This is a genomic window from Prevotella sp. P4-67 (assembly GCF_002251325.1).
GTDB lineage: Bacteria > Bacteroidota > Bacteroidia > Bacteroidales > Bacteroidaceae > Prevotella.
Map to the genome: position 1 here is coordinate 1 of NZ_NPJL01000040.1, position 18902 is coordinate 18902.

The window sequence follows — 18902 nt, forward strand, 5'->3', positions numbered from 1 at the left end:
GGGGGGGGGCAGGGTGACACAGCTGGGTTACGATGCCGAGGGACGCGTGGCGCTCACGCAGGCCTTCTACGGTGGAAGGGCTGTGGTGGAGGAGACCGCCTACACCCTCGATGGCCGTATGGGGCGCAGGACGGTGACGGCGATGGGGGCAGGCAGCGATGCGCACACGGAGGAGTACGCATACAGTTATGACGCACAGGCACGGCTCACGCGTGTCACGCAGCGACGGCCTGCCGCGCCGCATAGATTTCGACGACGGCAGCCACATAGACTACGCCTACTCGGCCGACGGGGAGAAGCTGAGGGTAGATTACTATCTCAATCCCTACACCCCGGCCGTGCCCGACGGCGAGGAGTTCGGCATAGCCTGCGACAGCAGCCAGCTGGTGCACACGTGGCGCGAGTATGCAGGCAACAGGGTCTATGAGAATGGCGTGCTCAGCCGCCTGCTCTTCGACGGTGGATATGTGTCCTTCGGCGACAGTGGAGAACCCACATACCATTATTACATCAAGGACTACTTGGGCAACAACCGCATAGTGGCCGACGCACACGGAAACGTGGAGGAGGTGAACCACTACTACCCCTATGGCGCGCTCATGGGCGACAGCCGCAATGCCACCACCCAACCCTACAAATACATAGGCAAAGAACTCGACCGCACCCACGGTGCCCGCCACCACGCCCCGTGACCAGAATTATCCCCATGGTTTATCGGGTGAGCCTTGGTTTATCGGGTGGGCGCTGTGGTGGCGCCGGCAAGTGGGACGGTGGGGAAGATACGGGAACTGCCAATAACAAAAAAGTCCTAAGGAACTCCTTAGGACTTTCAGCGCTTCAAGATGGGCTTGAACCAACGACCCCCTGATTAACAGTCAGGTGCTCTAACCAACTGAGCTATTGAAGCAGTGTGCATCATTTCTGAATTGCGAGTGCAAAGGTACAGGGTTTTTCCCAAACCTCCAAACATTTCTCCATATTTTTTTCAAAAACATCAAAAAAAAATATTTTTTCGCTCATTTCATGCCCTAATGTGCCGTGTTATTCGTACTTTTGCATATTATGAGAAAGGTATTTATAGTAATACTTCTGGCGATGGGCATCTCTGTCCACGCCCAGAACAAAGACCACAATCTTGAAGTGGCCAAAAACTTGGAAGTTTTCAACTCCATATACAAGCATCTCGACCTGCTTTATGTCGATACCCTCAACGCCAAGGAGGTGGTGGGCAATGCCATCAACGGCATGTTGCGCAGTCTGGACCCCTACACGGTGTATTACTCGGAAGACAAGACCAACGAGTTGCGCACCATGCTCACGGGCAAGTATGCGGGCATAGGCAGTATAATAAGGTGGAACTCGCAAATCAGCAACTCGGTCATCGAGGAGCCCTATGAGGGCATGCCTGCCGCCGAAGCCGGTCTGCGCAAGGGCGACGTGATACTCAGCATCGACGGCGAGTCAATGAAGGGCAAGGACAACGCCTACGTGAGCGACCATCTGCGTGGCGACGCCGGTACCACCTTCGAACTCAAGATACGCCGACCCTCTACAGGCAAGGAGATGCGGTTCAAGATTACGCGTCGGTCCATCCAGATGCCCGCAGTGCCCTATTACGGCGTGCAGCAGGGTGGAATAGGGTATATCAAGCTCAATGAATTTACAGAGAACAGCGCCAAGATTGTGCGCAACGCATTCATCGATATGCGCCACCAGCAGATTAAGGGACTTATCCTTGACCTGCGCAACAATGGCGGCGGTTCGGAACTCGAGGCAGCCAATCTGGTAAACCTCTTTGTGCCCAAGGGCGTGACCGTAGTGTCCAACCGTGGCAAGCTGAAGCGTGCCAACCACGACTACAAGACCACCAGCGAGCCCATAGACACCGTGATACCCATTGTGGTGATGGTCAACGGCAACTCTGCCTCGTCGGCAGAGATTGTCACCGGTGCCCTGCAGGACATGGACCGCGCCGTGGTGCTCGGTACCAAGACCTACGGCAAGGGTCTGGTGCAGATGCCCATCGACCTGCCTTACAACAGCGAGATGAAGGTGACCACCAGCCGTTACTACATACCCAGCGGCCGCTGCATACAGGCACGCAAGTATCGTCACAATGACGGCGGCTCGTCGGAGGTGATAGCCGACTCTACCAAGCGCAAGTTCTATACCCTCAACGGCCGCGAGGTGCTCGATGCCGGTGGCATCACGCCCGACGTGGTGGTCGAGGGCGACTCGCTGCCCAACATCGCCTACTATCTGGCGGCTGCGCGCGACTCCAACGAGGTGCTGCTCAACTACGAAGTAGACTATATCGCCAAGCACCCAACGGTGGCTCAGCCTGTCGACTTTGAACTCTCCGACGAAGACTATGCCGAGTTCAAGAAGCGTGTGCTCGACTCGGGCTTCACCTATGACCGCACCAGCGAGAAATTCCTGAAAGACCTCGAACAGCTCACCCGCTTTGAGGGATACTATGACGACGCCAAGCCCGAGTTCGAGGCGCTCAAGAAGAAGCTCAGCCACAACGTCGCCAAGGACCTCGAATACAACAAGCAGGCCATCAAGAACATCATCAACAATGACCTGATGGCTGCCTACTACTTCCAGCGCGGTGCCACCCAGAACTCGCTGCGCCACGACAAGCAGATGGACGAGGCGATGAAGCTCATTGCCGACGGCGAGCGCTATGCCAAGATACTCAACCCCAAGAAATAGCCGGAGTCCAAACTCCCTTCACTGCTGAAGCATGGCACAGACGCTGAAACAGAAAACCATAGGAGCCATAATATGGAACCTGCTCGACCGTGGCGGTCAGCAGGTCCTGCAGATGGCCATGGTCATCGTGGTAGCCAACATCCTCTGCCCCGACGACTATGCCCTCGTGGCCATGCTTGCCATCTTCACCGCCGTGGGCAATCTGGTGGTCGAGAGCGGCTTTGGCGCCGCCCTCATCCAGCGTCACGATGCCGACGACCGCCACTACTCATCGGTCTTCTGGTTCAATCTCGTGATGAGCAGCGCCCTCTATCTGTTGCTCTTGGGCTGTTCGCCCTGGATAGCGGCATACTTTGGCGAGCCCCAGTTGGTGGCACTCTCGGCGGTAGTCTTCCTGAGTCTTCCCCTCAACGCCACCATGCTCATCCAGACCACCCTGCTCAACAAGCAGATACGGTTCCGCCACCTTGCCAAGGTCAATCTGGCGGCGATGCTCGTGTCGTCACTGGCTGCCATCGTGATGGCGTTCTGCGGCTGTGGCGTGTGGACCCTGGCGTGGCAGCCCGTGATACTCGCCGGCGTGAAGAGTGGGCTGCTCTGGACCACCAACCGCTGGCGGCCCCAGTGCTACTTCAGCATGGCGATTATCCGCGACCTCTTCGGCTTCGCGTCGAGTCTGCTGCTCTCGGGCTTGCTCAACGTGGTCTTCATCAATGTCTACTCGCTTGTCATCCCGCGACTCTACCCCAAGCGCGAACTGGGCCTGTTTACCCAGGGCAACAAGATATGCGACCCCATAGTGAGTCTGGTGTACGGCAGCATACAGAACGCCACATACCCCATCTTCAGCAACATACAGAACCAGCACGACAGGCTCATCAACGCCTACCGTAAGTCGATACGCTTCACCTCATTCCTCACCTTCCCGCTGCTCATCGGCGGCGTGATGGTGGCGCCGGCGCTCTTCCGTCTGCTCTTCAAGAGCGAGTGGTGGGATGCCATACCCTTCTTCCAGCTGCTGTGCATGGGCGGCTGCTTCACCGTGCTCACCGCCATCAACAACAACTTCATCAAGGTGAGCGGGCGCTCTTCGGGCATACTGCGCATAGAGATTATCAAGATGGCACTCACCGCCGTGTCGATAGCCCTGCTTGCCCGCGAGAGCGTGCTGGCTATGGTGGCTGGTCTGATGGCGGTAAGAGGCGTGGTACACCTTATTAATATATATTACACCCAACGCTACACCGGCTATGGCATGTGGGCGCAACTCTGCGACACGGTTCCCTATCTGCTGCTGGCCATGGTAATGGCTGCCGCCGTGTGGAGTGTGGGTCTGGTGGTCGACAAGCCCTGGCTGCTGCTGCCTCTGCAGATAGTGGCGGGCGCGGCGGTATATACCCTGCTGGCCTATGCCACCGGCAGCAAGATACTCAAAGATGCCATCCGTTTACTGCTTAAGAAAGAAACATTATGAACAGAGACGTCAAGGTGAGCGTGCTGATGCTCGCCTACAACCAGCAACAATATGTCGATGAGGCCATACGCAGTGTGGTGCTCCAAGAGACCGACTTCGATTACGAACTCATCATCGGCGATGATGGCAGCAGCGATGCCACCGCCGAGCGTTGCCACGAGTGGCAGCAGCGCTATCCCGACCGCATAAGGCTGCTCGACCATAGCGACAATGTGGGTCTGGCGCGCAACTTCGTGCGCACCTACCGTGAAGCCACCGGCCGCTACATCGCCATCTGCGAGGCCGACGACTTCTGGACCGACCGCCACAAGCTGCAGATACAGGCCGACTTCCTCGACAGCCACCCCGAGTATGCCATGTGCTTCCACCGGGTGGTCAACTACTACGAGGCCAACGGCACCAAGAGTCTGAGCAATGGCGGCCAGCGTCACGAGATGACCATCAACGACATTGCCCTGTGCAACCCCATCACCAACGTGTCGGTGTGCTACCGTCGCGGCGTCTTCGGCGAACTGCCGGAGTGGATGGACCGCGTGACAAGCTATGACCTGGTGATGCATCTGCTCACCCTGCAGTATGGCAAGGTATACTACATGCACCGCGTGATGGCTGTCTATCGCAAGTTGGCCACCAGCATCTGGACCGGAGGCGACAAGGCCCGCCGCGCTGAAATCTCGCGCAAGAACCGCGACTTGCTCATCGGCTACTTCGCCGACCGCAATCCCGAGGTGTGTGACATTCTGCGTCGCGCCAACGCCCTCAACTGCATCGACATGGCCAACAGCATGGACGACTGTGGCAAGCACGAAGAGGCAGGCACCTATCTGCAGATGGTGAGCCAATACAAGCCCGACTGGAGCCCTGCCGAGATCTACAGGTACCGCCACAACATGGTCAAGAGCCAGCGCCCACGCCCCATGCGCCGTCTGCTCACCGCCTGCCGCGCCTTTGTCTCCAAGTTTATCCCATTACCACGAATACGATGACACAGAAACCCCGTTCACATATCACCCTGGTGCCTTTTGGCGGACTGGGCAACCGGCTCAAGGCCATCAGTGCCGGCATAAAGCTGGCGCGCCAGACCCATAGCGACATCGACATCTACTGGGTCGTGGACAGCGGACTGGCCTGCCGTTTCGACCAGCTCTTCCTGCCCATCGACACCGACGGCGTGAGACTCATCGAGGCCACCGCCGACGACCTCAAGCGATGGGACCGTCCCCGCCGCAAGAACTTCTACCGCCCCTACCTCTACATGCTCAGCCACGGCGTCAGGATGTTTGCCAATGTGCAGAGCGAGGACGAGATAGACCGCTGCTTTGCCGATGGCAAGACGCACAACGTGTGGATTTCGAGCTGCGTCTACTTCCCCGACAAGGACCACGTGCCCGTCGACGCCTACGACATCTTCCACCCCAGGACAGAGATACAGGCCGAGATAGACCGGATAGCCCGCGACTTCGGCGACAATACCGTGGGAGTGCACGTGCGCCGTACCGACAATGCCGGCTCTATCCAGGGCAGCAAGACCGAGGACTTCCTGGAGTGTATGGAACTGCAGCAAGCCGACACCCGTTTCTATCTCGCCACCGACGAGGAAGAGATAAAGACCCTGATGCGTGGCGAGTTTGGCGACCGCATCATCAGTATGGACGCCGAGGCATGCCGCTCTACCGCCGACGGCATACGCAACGCTGTAGTCGAGATGTATGTGCTCTCGCGTACCAGCCGCATCTTCGGTTCGCACCGTTCTACCTTCTCGGCAGCATCGGCATGTATCGGCAGGATACCTTACGAGGCGACCGACGCATCGACCGCCGACAAGTTGGAACCCTCTGCCCCCGTGGCAACGAAGATACTGACCATCATCGTGTCCTACAACTTCATGCCGTGGATAGACCGCTGTCTGGGGTCGCTCATCCACTCGCAGACTCCCACCGACATCATGGTGATAGACAACTGCTCCAAGGACGAGACCGTGGCAGAGATAGAGCGACGCTATCCCCAGGTGATGCTCGTGAGAAACAGCGAGAACCTGGGCTTTGGCCGTGCCAACAATATCGGTATGTGCTACGCCATAGACCATGGCTACGACGCCGTGCTGCTGCTGAACCAGGACGCATGGATAGACGCCGACGCCTTAGGCAGACTGGCTGAGGCGAGCCGTCGTCATCCCCGTTACGGCATACTCTCGCCCATCCACCTCACTGGCAGCGGCGACAAGATAGAGCATGGCTTCGCGGTCTACAGCGGTGTGCAGAGCAAGGACAGCCAGCCCGAGGCTCCGCTGGTGCAGGTGCCCTTCATCGATGCAGCCATCTGGTATATGCCCGTGGCAGCCCTGAAGCGTGTGGGACTCTTCGCGCCCATCTACAAGCACTACGGCGAAGACAAAGACCTGGCCAACCGCATGGCATACCATCACTACCGCATCGGATTTCTGCCCCGCGTCTATGGCAGTCATGCCCGCGAAGAGCGCAAGGTGACCCACGACGCCTTCATCCATTCCGAGTTTGTCTATCACCTCTCGCAGGAGACCAATCCCAATGAGAAGTACAAGCATATACACCGGATAAACCATCTGGCACTGTGGAAGAAGGAACTCATGGCCATCATTACCCTGCAGTGGTGGCGTCTGGGCCGTTTTGTCAGGATATGGCGCCAGCTCAAAGACCTGCAGGGCGAGATAGAGAAGACTCGCAGCGAGTCGTGCAACGTAGACATCAACAATTACAGATAATGGAAACAGCCCCAATCATACTCCTGGCTTACAACCGGCCAGAACACGTGGAGCGGGCGGTGGCTTCGCTTCTCCACAATGCCGAGGCGGCGCAGTCGGACCTCTACATCTACTGCGACGGAGCCAAGCCAGGCACCGACCCGGCACCGGTGGAACGCGTGAGGGAGATAGCCCGCAGCGTAGAGGGCTTCAGAGAGGTGCATCTCGTGATGCGTGAGCGCAACTACGGCCTCGCCGCCAACGTGATAGACAGTGTGACGCAGGTGGTCAACGCCTACGGACGCGTCATCGTGGTCGAAGACGACCTGGTGGTGGCTCCTTACTTCCTGAGGTTTATGAACGACGCCCTCGAAACCTACAAGGACGAAGAGCGCGTGGGCCATATCCAGGCCTGCGACTTCACCCACGCCCCTCTGCCCGATACCTTTCTCATCAAGTGGACCGGCAGCTGGGGTTGGGCTACCTGGAAGCGCGCCTGGCGCCACTTCAACCCCGACGGCAAGGCACTGCTCGCCGAGCTGCGTGCCCGCGGGCTCACGCGGAGATTTGATTTCAACGGCAAGTATGGCTTTACGCGTATGCTGCGCCGTCAGACCCAGGGTATCAATGACTCGTGGGCCATCCGCTGGAATGCCACGCTCTTCCTCGCCGACATCCTGTCGCTCAACGTGGGTCGCTCGCTCGTCGCCAACGAAGGCTTTGACGGCAGCGGCACCAACTGTGGTGGCGGAGGACTCTACGACTCGCTGCTCTATCCCCACCGTCTCGCTGTGGAGAAGATTGAGCCCATCGAGGAAAACCTCGAGGCGCGTAGAGAGTTTGAACGCTATTATGCCCGCACCAACTCGTTCTGGGCAAAGGCACGCCGCCGCATCATCCGTACCCTCCACGGCGACTTCGGAGCCTGAGCCATGCCCCGAAAGCGCCATAAAGCCGGCGGAAGTAGCAATTTTCTCTGCAATAACCGTCGTGGTTTGGCTTTTTTTCAGTAAGTTTGCAATCTATGGTAGAAAAAACGAAGACATTGCATGTCATTGACAGACTGTTGACCCTCCTGTTTGCCCCCATCAAGGCCAACACCCTATTCTTTGTCACCATGTACCTGCTTGGGGTGGTGGGCGAGTGGCTCACGCTGCCCAATATCAAGGGCATACACCTCTATGGCAATCTCTATCTCGAACTCTTCATCGACATCTATGTCGTCTGCGCCCTGCTTATGCTCCTTCCCGGCAAGGTAAGGATGTGGGTTCGTCGCCTTATATATATAATAGTATACAGTGTGGCCATCGTGGACATCTATTGCTTCTGGAAATTCCGGTCGACGATAACCCCCACGATGCTGCTGCTCGTCGACGAGACCGACTCGAGGGAGGCGGGCGAGTTTCTGCGCTCCTACCTCTCGCCCGAGGTGGTGTTTAGTCCGGTGGGATGGGTGTTCCTGCTCATCGGAGTTCATGCCCTCGCGGTGTGGAAGCGCCATTGGCTGAAGCAGCGGCTGTTGCCCGTAGCCGAGAAGTATGCTCCCGTGTTGGGAGGACTGGTCGTGGTGGCTGGCGTGTGGGCCACGGTGTCGAGCTGGCACAACAAGACGGCGCTGGCGAAGCTCCTCTCAGCCCGTACGATAGGCGAGGTGGAGCATACGCTCACCGACCCGCAGCACGCCGTGCTCTATACGCCCCTGTGGAGGCTCACCTTCAGCGTGTATGCCAACTCGCTCGCCGCACAGCAGATAAGCCGTCTGGTGCAGAACGTGGATAAAATACAGGTAGACACCTGCTCTTTTCGCTCACCTACCATCGTGCTGATTATCGGTGAAAGCTACGGCAAGCACCACTCCCAGCAGTATGGCTATGAGCTGCCTACGACGCCACGGCAGTCGGCTCGCGAGCGCCGCGGACGACTGGTGAAGTTTACCGACGTGGTGTCGCCGTGGAACCTCACCAGCTTTGTGTTCAAGAACACCTTCTCCCTGCACGTCATGGGACAGCCGGGCGAGTGGTGCGACTATCCCCTCTTCCCCGAGGTATTCCGCAGCGCCGGGTATCATGTCACCTTCCTCACCAACCAATTCCTGCCCAAAGCCAAGGAGGCAGTCTATGACTTCAGCGGCGGCTTCTTCCTGAACAATCCCACGCTGAGTGCCGCCCAGTTTGACACCCGCAACACCGAGGTGCACAAGTATGACGACGGACTGCTCTCGGACTATGACCAGATAGCCGACTCGACCGCCAAGAACCGTGGCAACCTCTATATCTTCCACCTCTTGGGTCAGCATGTGGCCTATCGCGACCGCTATCCCCACAAGCGCACCCACTTCTATGCGTCGGACTATGAGGAACGGCGTCCGGAGCTCTCTGCCAAGCAGCGCAAGATGGTGAGCTACTATGACAATGCCGTGCTCTATAACGACTCCATCGTCGACGCTATCTGCCACCGCTTTGACAACCAGGATGCCATCGTCATCTATATGCCCGACCACGGCGAAGAGTGCTACGAGGAAAACCGTGGCATCATCTGCCGCAACCATTCAGCCAAAATCGACTACGGACTGGCCAAGTATGAGTTTGAGATCCCCTTCTGGATTTACTGCACCCATCGTTATGCCGTGCGTCATCCACAGATATTCAAGCAGATAGTAGAAGCACGCAAGCGTCCATACATGACCGACGCGCTGCCACATCTGCTGCTCTATCTCGCCGGCATCTCCACGCCCGATTACTGCTCCCGCTACAATATCCTGAGCGATGACTACGACGCCTCGCGCCCCCGTCTGCTCAAGGGAAAGACCGACTATGACAAGCTGGTGCCGCCTGCGAAACCAGCCAACACTGTTTCCACCCCATTCAAATAACTGATAAATATGACATCCAATACTTCAGCCCAGCCCCTGCTCACCCGCGCCGAGTGCAATGTACTGAGAGGTGTGGCCATCATTGGCATTTTCCTCCACAACTTCTGCCACTGGCTCAGCCCCATTGTCAAGGAGAACGAATACACCTTCGTGCGCCACAATGTGGATGTGCTCAACCAGGTGCTGAGCCATCCCGACATCTATCTCCCTGTGCATCTGCTGTCGTTCTTCGGTCACTACGGCGTCCCGGTGTTCCTCTTCCTCAGTGCCTACGGTCTGGTGAAGAAGTATGAGGCTCCCGCCATTCCCGGAGATGGCTCCCGAGTGCCCGGGAGATGGCAGTTTGTGCGCTATCATTACCTGAAACTGCTGAAGATGATGATCGTGGGCTTCGTGGCATTTGTCCTGGTCGACGCCGTCACCCCCGGCAGCTGGCATTACACCGTCACCCAGGTGCTGGCCCAGCTGGTTATGGTCAACAACCTGCTGCCCGACCCCGACCATCAGATATGGCCCGGACCCTACTGGTTCTTCGGGCTGATGCTGCAGCTGTATATCGTCTATCGGCTGGTACTCTGCCGCCGTCACTGGGGCGTGACCGTGGCGCTGATGGTGGTCTGCGTGGGACTGCAGTTGATGATGAGTCCCGAGGGAGATGCCATCAACCGTTACCGTTACAACTTCATGGGCGGTATGCTGCCCTTCGGCCTCGGCCTGCTCTATGCCCGCTATGGCGAAGGGCTGCGACAGGAACGCTGGTCGCCATCATTGTGGGGCGCAGGCTTCATCCTGTCGTGTCTGCTCACCTATGCCTGCAGCCTGTTGTTCAGCCTGTGGGCAGTGGCTCCCGCCATCATCTGCGTCGGAGCCATCTGTATGGTCAAGTGGATAGCCGGCTGGTGGCAGAGAGTGGGCCACCCCGTGCTTTACGGGCTCGAATGGATGGGCCAGATATCAGCTGCGCTCTTCGTATGTCACCCCATAGTGCGCAAGATGCTCATCCCCATAAGTCGCCACGGCGACATCTACACCGGGTTGTTGCTCTATCTGATAGCCTCGATATGTCTGGCATGGCTCTTCCGCCTGCTGATGAACAAGATACCTAACCCTAAACTCTGAACGATGGACGCGAGACGAATAGAGTGGGCCAGCCTGTCGCGCTACCGCGGAGTGCTGATGGGCATTGCCATCATTATGATTGTGCTCTTCCACGTGGCACTGCCGCGGAGCAGCGCCTTCTTCGGGCTGAAGCGCATGGGCAACATGGGAGTGGACATCTTCTTTTTCCTGAGCGGTATCGGCTTGTGGTTTGCATGGACCAAGCGTCCCGATGTGCTCCATTTCTACCATCGCCGCCTGCTGCGCATACTGCCGGCATGGCTGCTGGCATCGACGGCGTTCTATCTGCCCGACTATCTCGGACCGCGGCGGTTCTCGTCGTCATTGCCCGACCTGATAGGCGACATTACCGTCAACTGGGACTTCTGGATACACGACGAACTGACATTCTGGTACACCCCCGCCACACTGATGCTCTATCTGTGGGCACCCTGGTTCATGAGGCTGGTCATGCGCAACCGCTGGTGGAGCCTCCTGCCCGTGCTGATGATGGCCTGGTGTGTGGCGGTGCAGTATCTGCCGCCCGTACATCAAGCTGTGGGACATATCGAGATATTCTGGAGCCGCGTGCCCATCTTCTTTATCGGCATTGTAGCCGGTCAGTGGGTCAAGGAGCAGTATGCCCTGCCCCGCGCCGCCCTGCCCGTGGTGGCTGTCACCGCCCTGCTCACGCTGGCACTCTGCATCGCGCTCGAGCAGACGGCACACGGGCGCTTCCCCATCTTCCTCGAACGCATGCTATACATCCCTCTTACCCTCGCAACCACACTCTGGCTCTGCCATTACCTGCACTGCCTGCCCCAGAGGGTAGCTGCGGCGCTGACATTCGTAGGAGGAATAAGTCTGGAGATATACCTCCTGCACTGCCACTTCATCTTGAAGTACATAGAACCGCTGGCGCTGGGCTACTGGCCCACCGCCCTTCTCTGTCTGGCCATCACCATACCCCTGGCGTGGCTGATACATCAGTTGTTGAATGTAGTAATCAAACTCCTTAGGCTATGAGAGCTAAAATTATCGGTTCCCTGCGCGTCATACGTGTACGCCATTGGGTCAAAAACTTCTTCGTCTTCATCCCCATCTTCTTCGGTGGAGCCATCTTCGATGTCGACCAGCTCGGCGCAGGTGCCGTCACGTGGATGGCGTTCTGCTTTGCGGCGTCGGCCATCTACTGTCTCAACGACATCATCGACGTTGAGGCCGACCGAGCCCATCCCGTCAAGTGTAATCGCCCCATAGCTTCGGGCGCGATATCGGTGGGCGAGGCATACCTCATGATGGGAGTGATGGTGGCACTGTCTATGGCCATGCTGTCGCTGCTCACCGAGTGGAAGGCAGTGGGCGGAATAGTGGTGTTCTACCTGGTGCTCAACGTGCTCTACTGCATACGCCTCAAGGACAAGGCCATCATCGACGTGTGTATCGTGGCGTTCGGATTTGTGCTGCGCATCCTTGCCGGAGGTTTCGCCACCGACATCGTGCTGAGCAAGTGGATTGTGCTGATGACCTTCCTGCTCACCCTCTTCCTGAGCTTTGCCAAGCGGCGCGACGATGTGCTGCGTATGGAGGCCACCGGAGTGGCGCCGCGCAAGAATACCATCCGCTACAACCTCACCTTCATCAACCAGGCCATCACCATCACCGGCTCGGTGATGCTGGTATGCTATATCATGTACACCGTGTCGCCCGAGACCCTCGCCCATTTCCATAACGACTATCTCTACCTCACCAGTGTCTTCGTTTTGCTCGGTCTGTTGAGGTATATACAGATAGCGGTGGTAGACAAGAAGAGCGGCGACCCTACCAAGGTGATACTCAAAGACCGTTCGACCCAGCTCATCGTGGCTGCGTGGTTCCTGGCGTTCCTCTTCATCATCTATATCTGACCCATGCGCCAAGTCTTTGTCTTCGATTTCGACGGCACGCTTACCCATAGCGACACGCTGATAGCCTTTATCCGCCACGCCTGTGGCCGATGGGCGATGTTGTGGGGCTTTGCGCTCTGCTCGCCATGGATAGTGCTGATGCTCATGCACCTCTATCCCAACTACAAAGCCAAGCAGAGGCTCTTTGCCCACTTCTTCGGCGGGTGGGAAGAGGCACGCTTCGATGCCGCCTGCCGCGATTTCGCCCGCAGCCATCGTCGTCTGCTGCGCCAAGAGGGACTCTGCGAGTTGGGTAGGGCACTGACAGAGGGCGCCGAGGTGGCCATCGTGAGCGCCAGCATCGACAACTGGGTGGCGCCGTTTTTCGACGAGGTCGCCGGAACCCACCGCCGGCCTGTCGTGTTGGGCACCAGGGTCGAGACCCGCGATGGCAGACTCACCGGACGCTTTGCCACGCCCAACTGCTATGGTCCCGAGAAGGTGCGCCGTATCAGAGAGGTCTTTCCCGACCGCGACAATTATCACCTGACAGCCTTCGGCGACAGCCGGGGCGACAAAGAAATGTTAGACTATGCAGACCAAGGATACTACAAGCCCTTCAGATAACCGCCGCCGCCAGACGGTGGGCGAGATTGTACGCTTTGGCATCGTGGGAGTCATCGCCACCGCCATACAGTATGGTGTCTATTGGCTCTTGTTGCCCAGGCTGGCGCCCTCGTTGGCCATGACCATCGCCTATGCCATCAGCTTCGCGTTCAACTTCACCGCCTCCATCCGTTTCACCTTCCGCGTCAAGGCCAGTGTGAGCCATGGCGCCGGCTTCGCCCTCTCCCATGCCGTCAACTATCTCCTGCAGATAGCCGTGCTCAATGTGGCGATATGGCTCGGTGTCGACGAGAGTTGGGCACCTATCCCCATGTTTGCCATCTGCGTCCCCGTCAACTTTATCCTGGTGAGATTTTTTCTCAAGAGGTAATGCCCACAGATTTACGTTACTGTCTATGACCCACAATCCTATCTCTACACCCATATCTCTGAGCCACCTGTTTCGGCTGCGCCGCGACGAGCGGTGGATGATGCTGGTTGTGGCGCTGCTGCTGGTGGCGCTCAACGCCCTCACCATCATCCATTACTACGGAGTCTTCACCCCGATTACCGACCATTACTGGAACCTCTTTGTCGGTAAGTTCCACATCTCGGGCTTTGACCCTATATCCTATTATGTCGTCTCCAATTGGGACGCACGATACAATGTGTACCGCCATCCGTTGTTGGCGTTTATGATGTGGGTACCTTACCTGCTCAACCAGGCGCTGATGTGGATGACCGGCATCAACTGTGCGCTCTTCATCATGACTGCCATCCAGGTGGCGGCGGCGTGGTATGCCTTCCTGTTCCTCTACCGTCTGCTGGTCGAGGTGATGGGACTCGCGCACACCGATGCCCGTCTGCTGTCGTTCTTCCTCTATTCCTTTGCCTTCGTCATGGTCACCGCCATGGTGCCCGACCACTTCGTGCTGTCCCTTTGCGTGCTGCTTTTTGTCCTCTATTATTCGGGCTTGCTTATCACGCGGCGCCTGCAGATGTCATTGCCGGCGGCGATAGTGCTGTTTGTGGTCACTGCCGGCATATCCCTCAACAACGGGCTGAAGGTCTTCCTCTCTGGCCTCGTGGTCAACGGCCGCCGCTTCTTCCGCCCCAAGTTCCTGCTGCTTGCTGTGGTGGTTCCCGCCTTGGTCATCTGGGTCGGCGCACGCTATGAGTATCACTATCTCGTGGCTCCCGGCGAGAACGCCCGCCATGCGGCTATAGCCCAAAAGCGTGCCGAGCAGAAGCGGGAGGCACAGCTCAAGGCGCAGCAGCCGTCTCCTGCACAGCCGGCACCAGTGGCAGCCAAGCCCAAGCCCAAGCACCAGCCCAAGAAAGGCAAGCCGTTTATGCAGGGCGAGTTTATGCGGTGGAGCGACAAGACCTCGCCGCGCGTGGCGTCGGTCGTGGAAAATCTCTTCGGCGAGTCTATCCAGCTGCACCCCGACTACTTGCTTCAGGACCAAAGCCGCTTCCGCCCCATGATTATCGAGTATCGCTGGGCGGTCAACTACGTCGTCGAGGCCATCATCGCCGCGCTCTTTCTGGCAGGCATCTGGATGGGTCGGCGCAATCGTCTGCTGTGGCTCTGTCTGTCGTGGTTCGGCCTCGATATGCTGCTCCATGTCGGGATAGGCTTTGGGCTCAACGAGATATACATCATGACTGCCCACTGGATATTCGTCATCCCCGTGGCGATGGCTGCGCTGCTGGCCCGACCCACCCGCTGGCGTCCCCTCTGCCGTGGTGTCATCGTGGCACTTACCCTCTGGCTCTATGCCTATAATGGTTATCACATCGTCAAATACATGCTATGCTGAAAATGTTCAAGATAAAACCCACCGAGCGGCTCGTCGCCGTGGTGGCTTTCGTGGTGATAGCGACGCTCAATGCCCTCGTCGTCGCCCAGTATTTCCCGCAGTTGTCTGCCCTTGGTGTCAACTATCACGACATGGCTCGCGACACGTTCCACATGTCAGGTTTCGACGCGTGGAGCTACTCCGTGGTGTCCGAGTGGAGCGGTTGGCAGTATAATATCATACGCCACCCGCTGCTTGCCATCTTCATGTACGTGCCATACCTTATCAACCAGGCCCTCATCTGGCTCACGGGCGTCAACTGTGCCGTCATCGTGGTGGCAGTGGTCGAGGTGTTCTTCGGGTTCTACGGCACCGTGTTCTTCTTCCGCATCATGCGCGAAATCGTGGGGCTCACCCGCTCCGATGCGTGGCTCCTCATGGCCTTCTTCTACTCGATGGCGTATATCATGCTCACCGTGATGGTGCCCGACCATTTCAACCTCACCCTCTGCATGATGATGGTGGTGCTCTATGTGGCTGGCCGACAGCTGCAGACGGGCGCCGCGATGAAGATATGGCAGACGGTGGTGATGTTCTTCCTCATGGCGGGCGTGTCGCTCAACAATGGCGTCAAGGTCTTTCTCTCGGCGCTCTTCGTCAATGGGCGCCGTCTCTTCCGGTGGCGCTACATGCTGCTCGCCATAGCCTTGCCGTCTGCGCTGATATGGGGCGTCGCCAAGTTGGAACACCACACTTGGGCAGAGCCTTTAGAAATAGCCGCCAAGGCCAAGCTCAAGGCTCAGGACAAGGCGTTCCGCGACAGCCTCTATAGGGCTTATGCCGACACAGCCACTACCCATGACCCCCGACTTATCCAGCAGGGAGTCAACAAGATACTCCGCCGTCTGGCTCAGGAGAAATACCGCCGCAACCATGCCAATCCCAAGATTGGCGACCCCATGTCCAAGAAGGGATTTATGGCCTGGACCGACCGCAGTACCGACCGCTGGGCGAGCATTGTCGAAAACCTCTTTGGCGAGTCCATCCAGCTCCACCGCAATGTCCTCCTCCAGGATATCCTCAAGGACAACCGTCCTATGATAGTCCCCTACGATCACTGGGGCTACTACTGCGTCGAGGCTCTTGTCGCCCTGCTCTTTGCAGCGGGCATCTGGGCGTCGCGCCGCAGCCGTTTCTTCTGGATGGCATTCTCCTGGTTCGCCTTCGACATGTTTGTCCATATCGTCTTGGGCTTCGGCATCAACGAGGTGTATATCATGACCGCCCAGTGGGCCTTCATCATCCCCCTCGCCATGGCCTACCTGCTCCGTTCTGCCCACGGCCGCATGGGCGTGGCGGTGCGCGCTGTCACCATCATGCTCGCCCTTTGGCTGTGGATTTACAATGGCAGTCTCATCGTGGGCTACCTCACCTGAACCATGCCCCCTATATATAATAAGGTATAGTATGGCGGACTGCCGACCATCGCCGAATATGCTAAAGTGCTGAATGGGAGCGTAAAATAAACTGACAATTCCTTTGCTGTTTATCTGAATTTTAGTAACTTTGCAGCCGAAATGTACAATTTGGCACCTTTGAAAATCGACTTGAAAGGTTTGCAAGAAGGTTTGACCACCGTCGACATCAAACTTGACGACGCTTTTTTTGAGGCCATTGAGGCCCCGGACATTAAGCGTGGTCAGCTTGATTTGCGATTGAAAGTCAGCCGGAATGAGAGCTTCTTTGAGTTGATGTTTGATATAAAAGGTCAGGTTATAGTACCTTGCGACCTGTGTCTCGACGACATGCTTCAGCCTGTCGCCTGTGAAGAGAGGCTCGTAGTCAAATTTGGGGACGAATACTCCGAAGACGATGACCTTGTGACTGTCAACGAGGACGAAGGAATACTCGATGTCGCATGGTTTGTCTACGAATTTATCGTTCTGAATATCCCTATCAGGCATGTGCATGCACCTGGAAAATGCAACCCTGCCATGATGAAGGTTCTTGATGAACTTTCCACCTCCCGAAGTGGTGAAGAGGATGAAGAGCATAACGTAGACCCTCGTTGGGAGGCCCTTAGGCAACTGAATATTAAAGATTAAATTAAAAATTACACAACAATGGCACATCCTAAAAGAAGACAGTCGAAGACTCGTACACTTAAGAGAAGAACTCATGACAAGGCAGTAGCTCCTACACTCGCCGTATGTCCTAACTGTGGCGCTTACTATGTATATCATACCGTTTGCAGTACTTGCGGTTACTATCGTGGTAAAGTAGCTGTCGTTAAGGAAGCAGCTGAATAATGGAGAAAATAAACGCAATTATCACAGGCATTGGTGGTTACGTGCCCGACTATATCCTCACCAATGAGGAGTTGTCGCGCATGGTCGATACCAGCGATGAATGGATAATGACTCGCGTTGGCATCAAGGAGCGCCGCATCCTCACCGAGGAAGGTCTTGGCACCAGCTATCTGGCTCGCAAGGCAGCCAAGCAGCTTATCGCCAAGACAGGCGTTGATCCTGATACCATCGACGCACTTATCGTTACCACCACCACTCCTGACTACAAGTTCCCTTCTACCGCGTCGATTGTGGTAGGCAAGTTGGGGCTGAAGAACGCTTTCGCCTTCGACTTTGAGGCTGCTTGTTGCGGATTCCTCTACTCGCTCGATGTAGCTGCATCGATGATTCAGAGTGGTCGCTACAAGAAGATAATCGTCATCGGTGCAGACAAGATGTCTTCACTAATTGATTATACTGACCGCCAGACATGTGTGCTCTTCGGCGATGGTGCCGGCGCAGTACTGGTCGAGGCTACTACAGAGGAAGGTGTGGGTGTGCAGAACTCCTATCTGCGCACTGATGGCAAGGGCCTTCCCTTCCTGCACATGAAGGCAGGTGGTTCGGTTTGTCCTGCATCTCATTTCACCGTCGATCATCGTCTGCACTACCTCTATCAGGAGGGCCGCACCGTGTTCCGCTATGCGGTAACCAACATGAGCGACGACGTGCTGGAGATACTCAAGCGCAACAACCTCAAGGGTGAGGATGTCGATTGGGTTGTACCTCACGAGGCCAATCTCCGTATCATCGAGGCTGTAGCCAAGCGTGCCGAGCTCAATCTCGACCGCGTGATGATCAATATCGACCATTATGGCAACACCAGTGCCGCCACCATTCCATTGGCCCTTTGGGACAATGAGCATCTGCTCAAGAAGGGCGACAAGATTGTGTTCACCGCCTTTGGTGCTGGCTTCGTTCATGGAGCCTCGTACTACAAGTGGGCTTACAACGGCTCGGATGTAGCAAAGAAGTAAACAGCATACCACTCTTTTTGTGGTCAATCATAAAAGCGTGTAGACAAAGCCAATCGGCAATGTCGACACGCTTTTTTCGTTCCCAAGCGCCGCCGTCGGCGGCACCCGTTCCCTCATCTTCTTCCCGATTTCCCCATAGCTTTTCACAAACAAGTGGATGGCCGCAACGTAGCACGCCGATGGTCTTTGCGATACTCCAGATGACCTTTGTCAGTCTCGTGACCATCTCTGCAGAATTTATGACCATCCCGGCGAGCGCCGAGACCACCTTTGGCGGCTCGTGTCGGAAGGCACGAGCATCCGCACCGTTCGATACGAGCATCCGTTTCGTCCGATACGAGCATCCGCGTCGTCCGATACGAGCCCGTCAGGGTGGTGACGGCGTTGGCAGTCATGTACTTT

The 18902-nt window shown here is 57.0% G+C and carries 17 protein-coding genes and 1 tRNA gene; 17 read left to right on the plus strand and 1 reads right to left on the minus strand.

Going from position 1 to position 18902, the window contains the following annotated elements; genetic code table 11:
* Positions 1 to 188: 188 nt before the first annotated feature.
* On the plus strand, positions 189 to 692 hold the full coding sequence (locus CIK92_RS06800) for a hypothetical protein (RefSeq protein WP_144008045.1): 504 nt from the start codon (positions 189 to 191) through the stop codon (positions 690 to 692).
* 141 nt (positions 693 to 833) lie between these two features.
* On the opposite strand, the gene CIK92_RS06805 is transcribed toward CIK92_RS06800, so the two are convergent.
* A tRNA-Asn gene (locus CIK92_RS06805) sits at positions 834 to 907 on the minus strand.
* Between the two features lie 155 nt (positions 908 to 1062).
* Between CIK92_RS06805 and CIK92_RS06810 the strand changes: the two genes are divergently transcribed.
* The 16 genes from CIK92_RS06810 to CIK92_RS06885 all read left to right on the plus strand — a co-directional run bounded on the left by CIK92_RS06810 (position 1063) and on the right by CIK92_RS06885 (position 18500).
* Positions 1063 to 2718 carry a S41 family peptidase gene (locus CIK92_RS06810; protein WP_094388578.1) on the plus strand — a complete coding sequence of 552 codons (1656 nt, stop codon included), beginning with the start codon at positions 1063 to 1065 and terminating at the stop codon, positions 2716 to 2718.
* A 31-nt stretch (positions 2719 to 2749) separates the two neighbouring features.
* Positions 2750 to 4192 (plus strand): lipopolysaccharide biosynthesis protein, encoded by a 1443-nt coding sequence (locus CIK92_RS06815; protein ID WP_094388579.1) that lies wholly within the window; start codon positions 2750 to 2752, stop codon positions 4190 to 4192.
* A complete protein-coding gene (locus CIK92_RS06820) occupies positions 4189 to 5178 on the plus strand; it encodes a glycosyltransferase (RefSeq protein WP_094388580.1) in 990 nt (329 codons plus the stop codon). Before CIK92_RS06815 ends, CIK92_RS06820 begins: the two co-directional genes overlap by 4 nt.
* Positions 5175 to 6932, plus strand: coding sequence for a glycosyltransferase (locus CIK92_RS14040; protein WP_254046018.1), 1758 nt, complete (start codon positions 5175 to 5177; stop codon positions 6930 to 6932). Before CIK92_RS06820 ends, CIK92_RS14040 begins: the two co-directional genes overlap by 4 nt.
* On the plus strand, positions 6932 to 7840 hold the full coding sequence (locus CIK92_RS06830) for a glycosyltransferase (RefSeq protein WP_094384516.1): 909 nt from the start codon (positions 6932 to 6934) through the stop codon (positions 7838 to 7840). The genes CIK92_RS14040 and CIK92_RS06830 overlap by 1 nt, the downstream gene beginning before the upstream one ends.
* Positions 7841 to 7935: 95 nt before the next feature.
* A complete protein-coding gene (locus CIK92_RS06835) occupies positions 7936 to 9783 on the plus strand; it encodes a phosphoethanolamine transferase (RefSeq protein ID WP_173823813.1) in 1848 nt (615 codons plus the stop codon).
* A gap of 9 nt (positions 9784 to 9792) precedes the next feature.
* Complete coding sequence (locus CIK92_RS06840) at positions 9793 to 10902, plus strand: acyltransferase (protein ID WP_094388581.1); 1110 nt, start codon at positions 9793 to 9795, stop codon at positions 10900 to 10902.
* Between the two features lie 3 nt (positions 10903 to 10905).
* Positions 10906 to 11907 (plus strand): acyltransferase, encoded by a 1002-nt coding sequence (locus CIK92_RS06845; protein WP_094388582.1) that lies wholly within the window; start codon positions 10906 to 10908, stop codon positions 11905 to 11907.
* A complete protein-coding gene (locus tag CIK92_RS06850) occupies positions 11904 to 12788 on the plus strand; it encodes a decaprenyl-phosphate phosphoribosyltransferase (protein WP_094388583.1) in 885 nt (294 codons plus the stop codon). Before CIK92_RS06845 ends, CIK92_RS06850 begins: the two co-directional genes overlap by 4 nt.
* 3 nt (positions 12789 to 12791) lie before the next feature.
* Positions 12792 to 13394, plus strand: coding sequence for an HAD family hydrolase (locus CIK92_RS06855; protein ID WP_094388584.1), 603 nt, complete (start codon positions 12792 to 12794; stop codon positions 13392 to 13394).
* Positions 13360 to 13764 (plus strand): GtrA family protein, encoded by a 405-nt coding sequence (locus tag CIK92_RS06860; protein WP_094388585.1) that lies wholly within the window; start codon positions 13360 to 13362, stop codon positions 13762 to 13764. The genes CIK92_RS06855 and CIK92_RS06860 overlap by 35 nt, the downstream gene beginning before the upstream one ends.
* Positions 13765 to 13789: 25 nt before the next feature.
* Positions 13790 to 15196 (plus strand): DUF6080 domain-containing protein, encoded by a 1407-nt coding sequence (locus CIK92_RS06865; protein ID WP_094388586.1) that lies wholly within the window; start codon positions 13790 to 13792, stop codon positions 15194 to 15196.
* A 2-nt stretch (positions 15197 to 15198) separates the two neighbouring features.
* Entirely contained in the window at positions 15199 to 16611 is a 1413-nt protein-coding gene (locus CIK92_RS06870) for a DUF6080 domain-containing protein (protein WP_094388587.1), read from the plus strand.
* Positions 16612 to 16752: 141 nt separating this feature from the next.
* Positions 16753 to 17280, plus strand: a complete 528-nt coding sequence (locus CIK92_RS06875; RefSeq protein WP_094388588.1) for a DUF177 domain-containing protein — start codon at positions 16753 to 16755, stop codon at positions 17278 to 17280.
* 18 nt (positions 17281 to 17298) lie between these two features.
* Complete coding sequence (rpmF, locus tag CIK92_RS06880; protein WP_094388589.1) at positions 17299 to 17484, plus strand: 50S ribosomal protein L32; 186 nt, start codon at positions 17299 to 17301, stop codon at positions 17482 to 17484.
* Positions 17484 to 18500, plus strand: a complete 1017-nt coding sequence (locus CIK92_RS06885) for a beta-ketoacyl-ACP synthase III (RefSeq protein ID WP_094384498.1) — start codon at positions 17484 to 17486, stop codon at positions 18498 to 18500. The genes rpmF and CIK92_RS06885 overlap by 1 nt, the downstream gene beginning before the upstream one ends.
* The last annotated feature ends 402 nt before the right edge of the window (positions 18501 to 18902 follow it).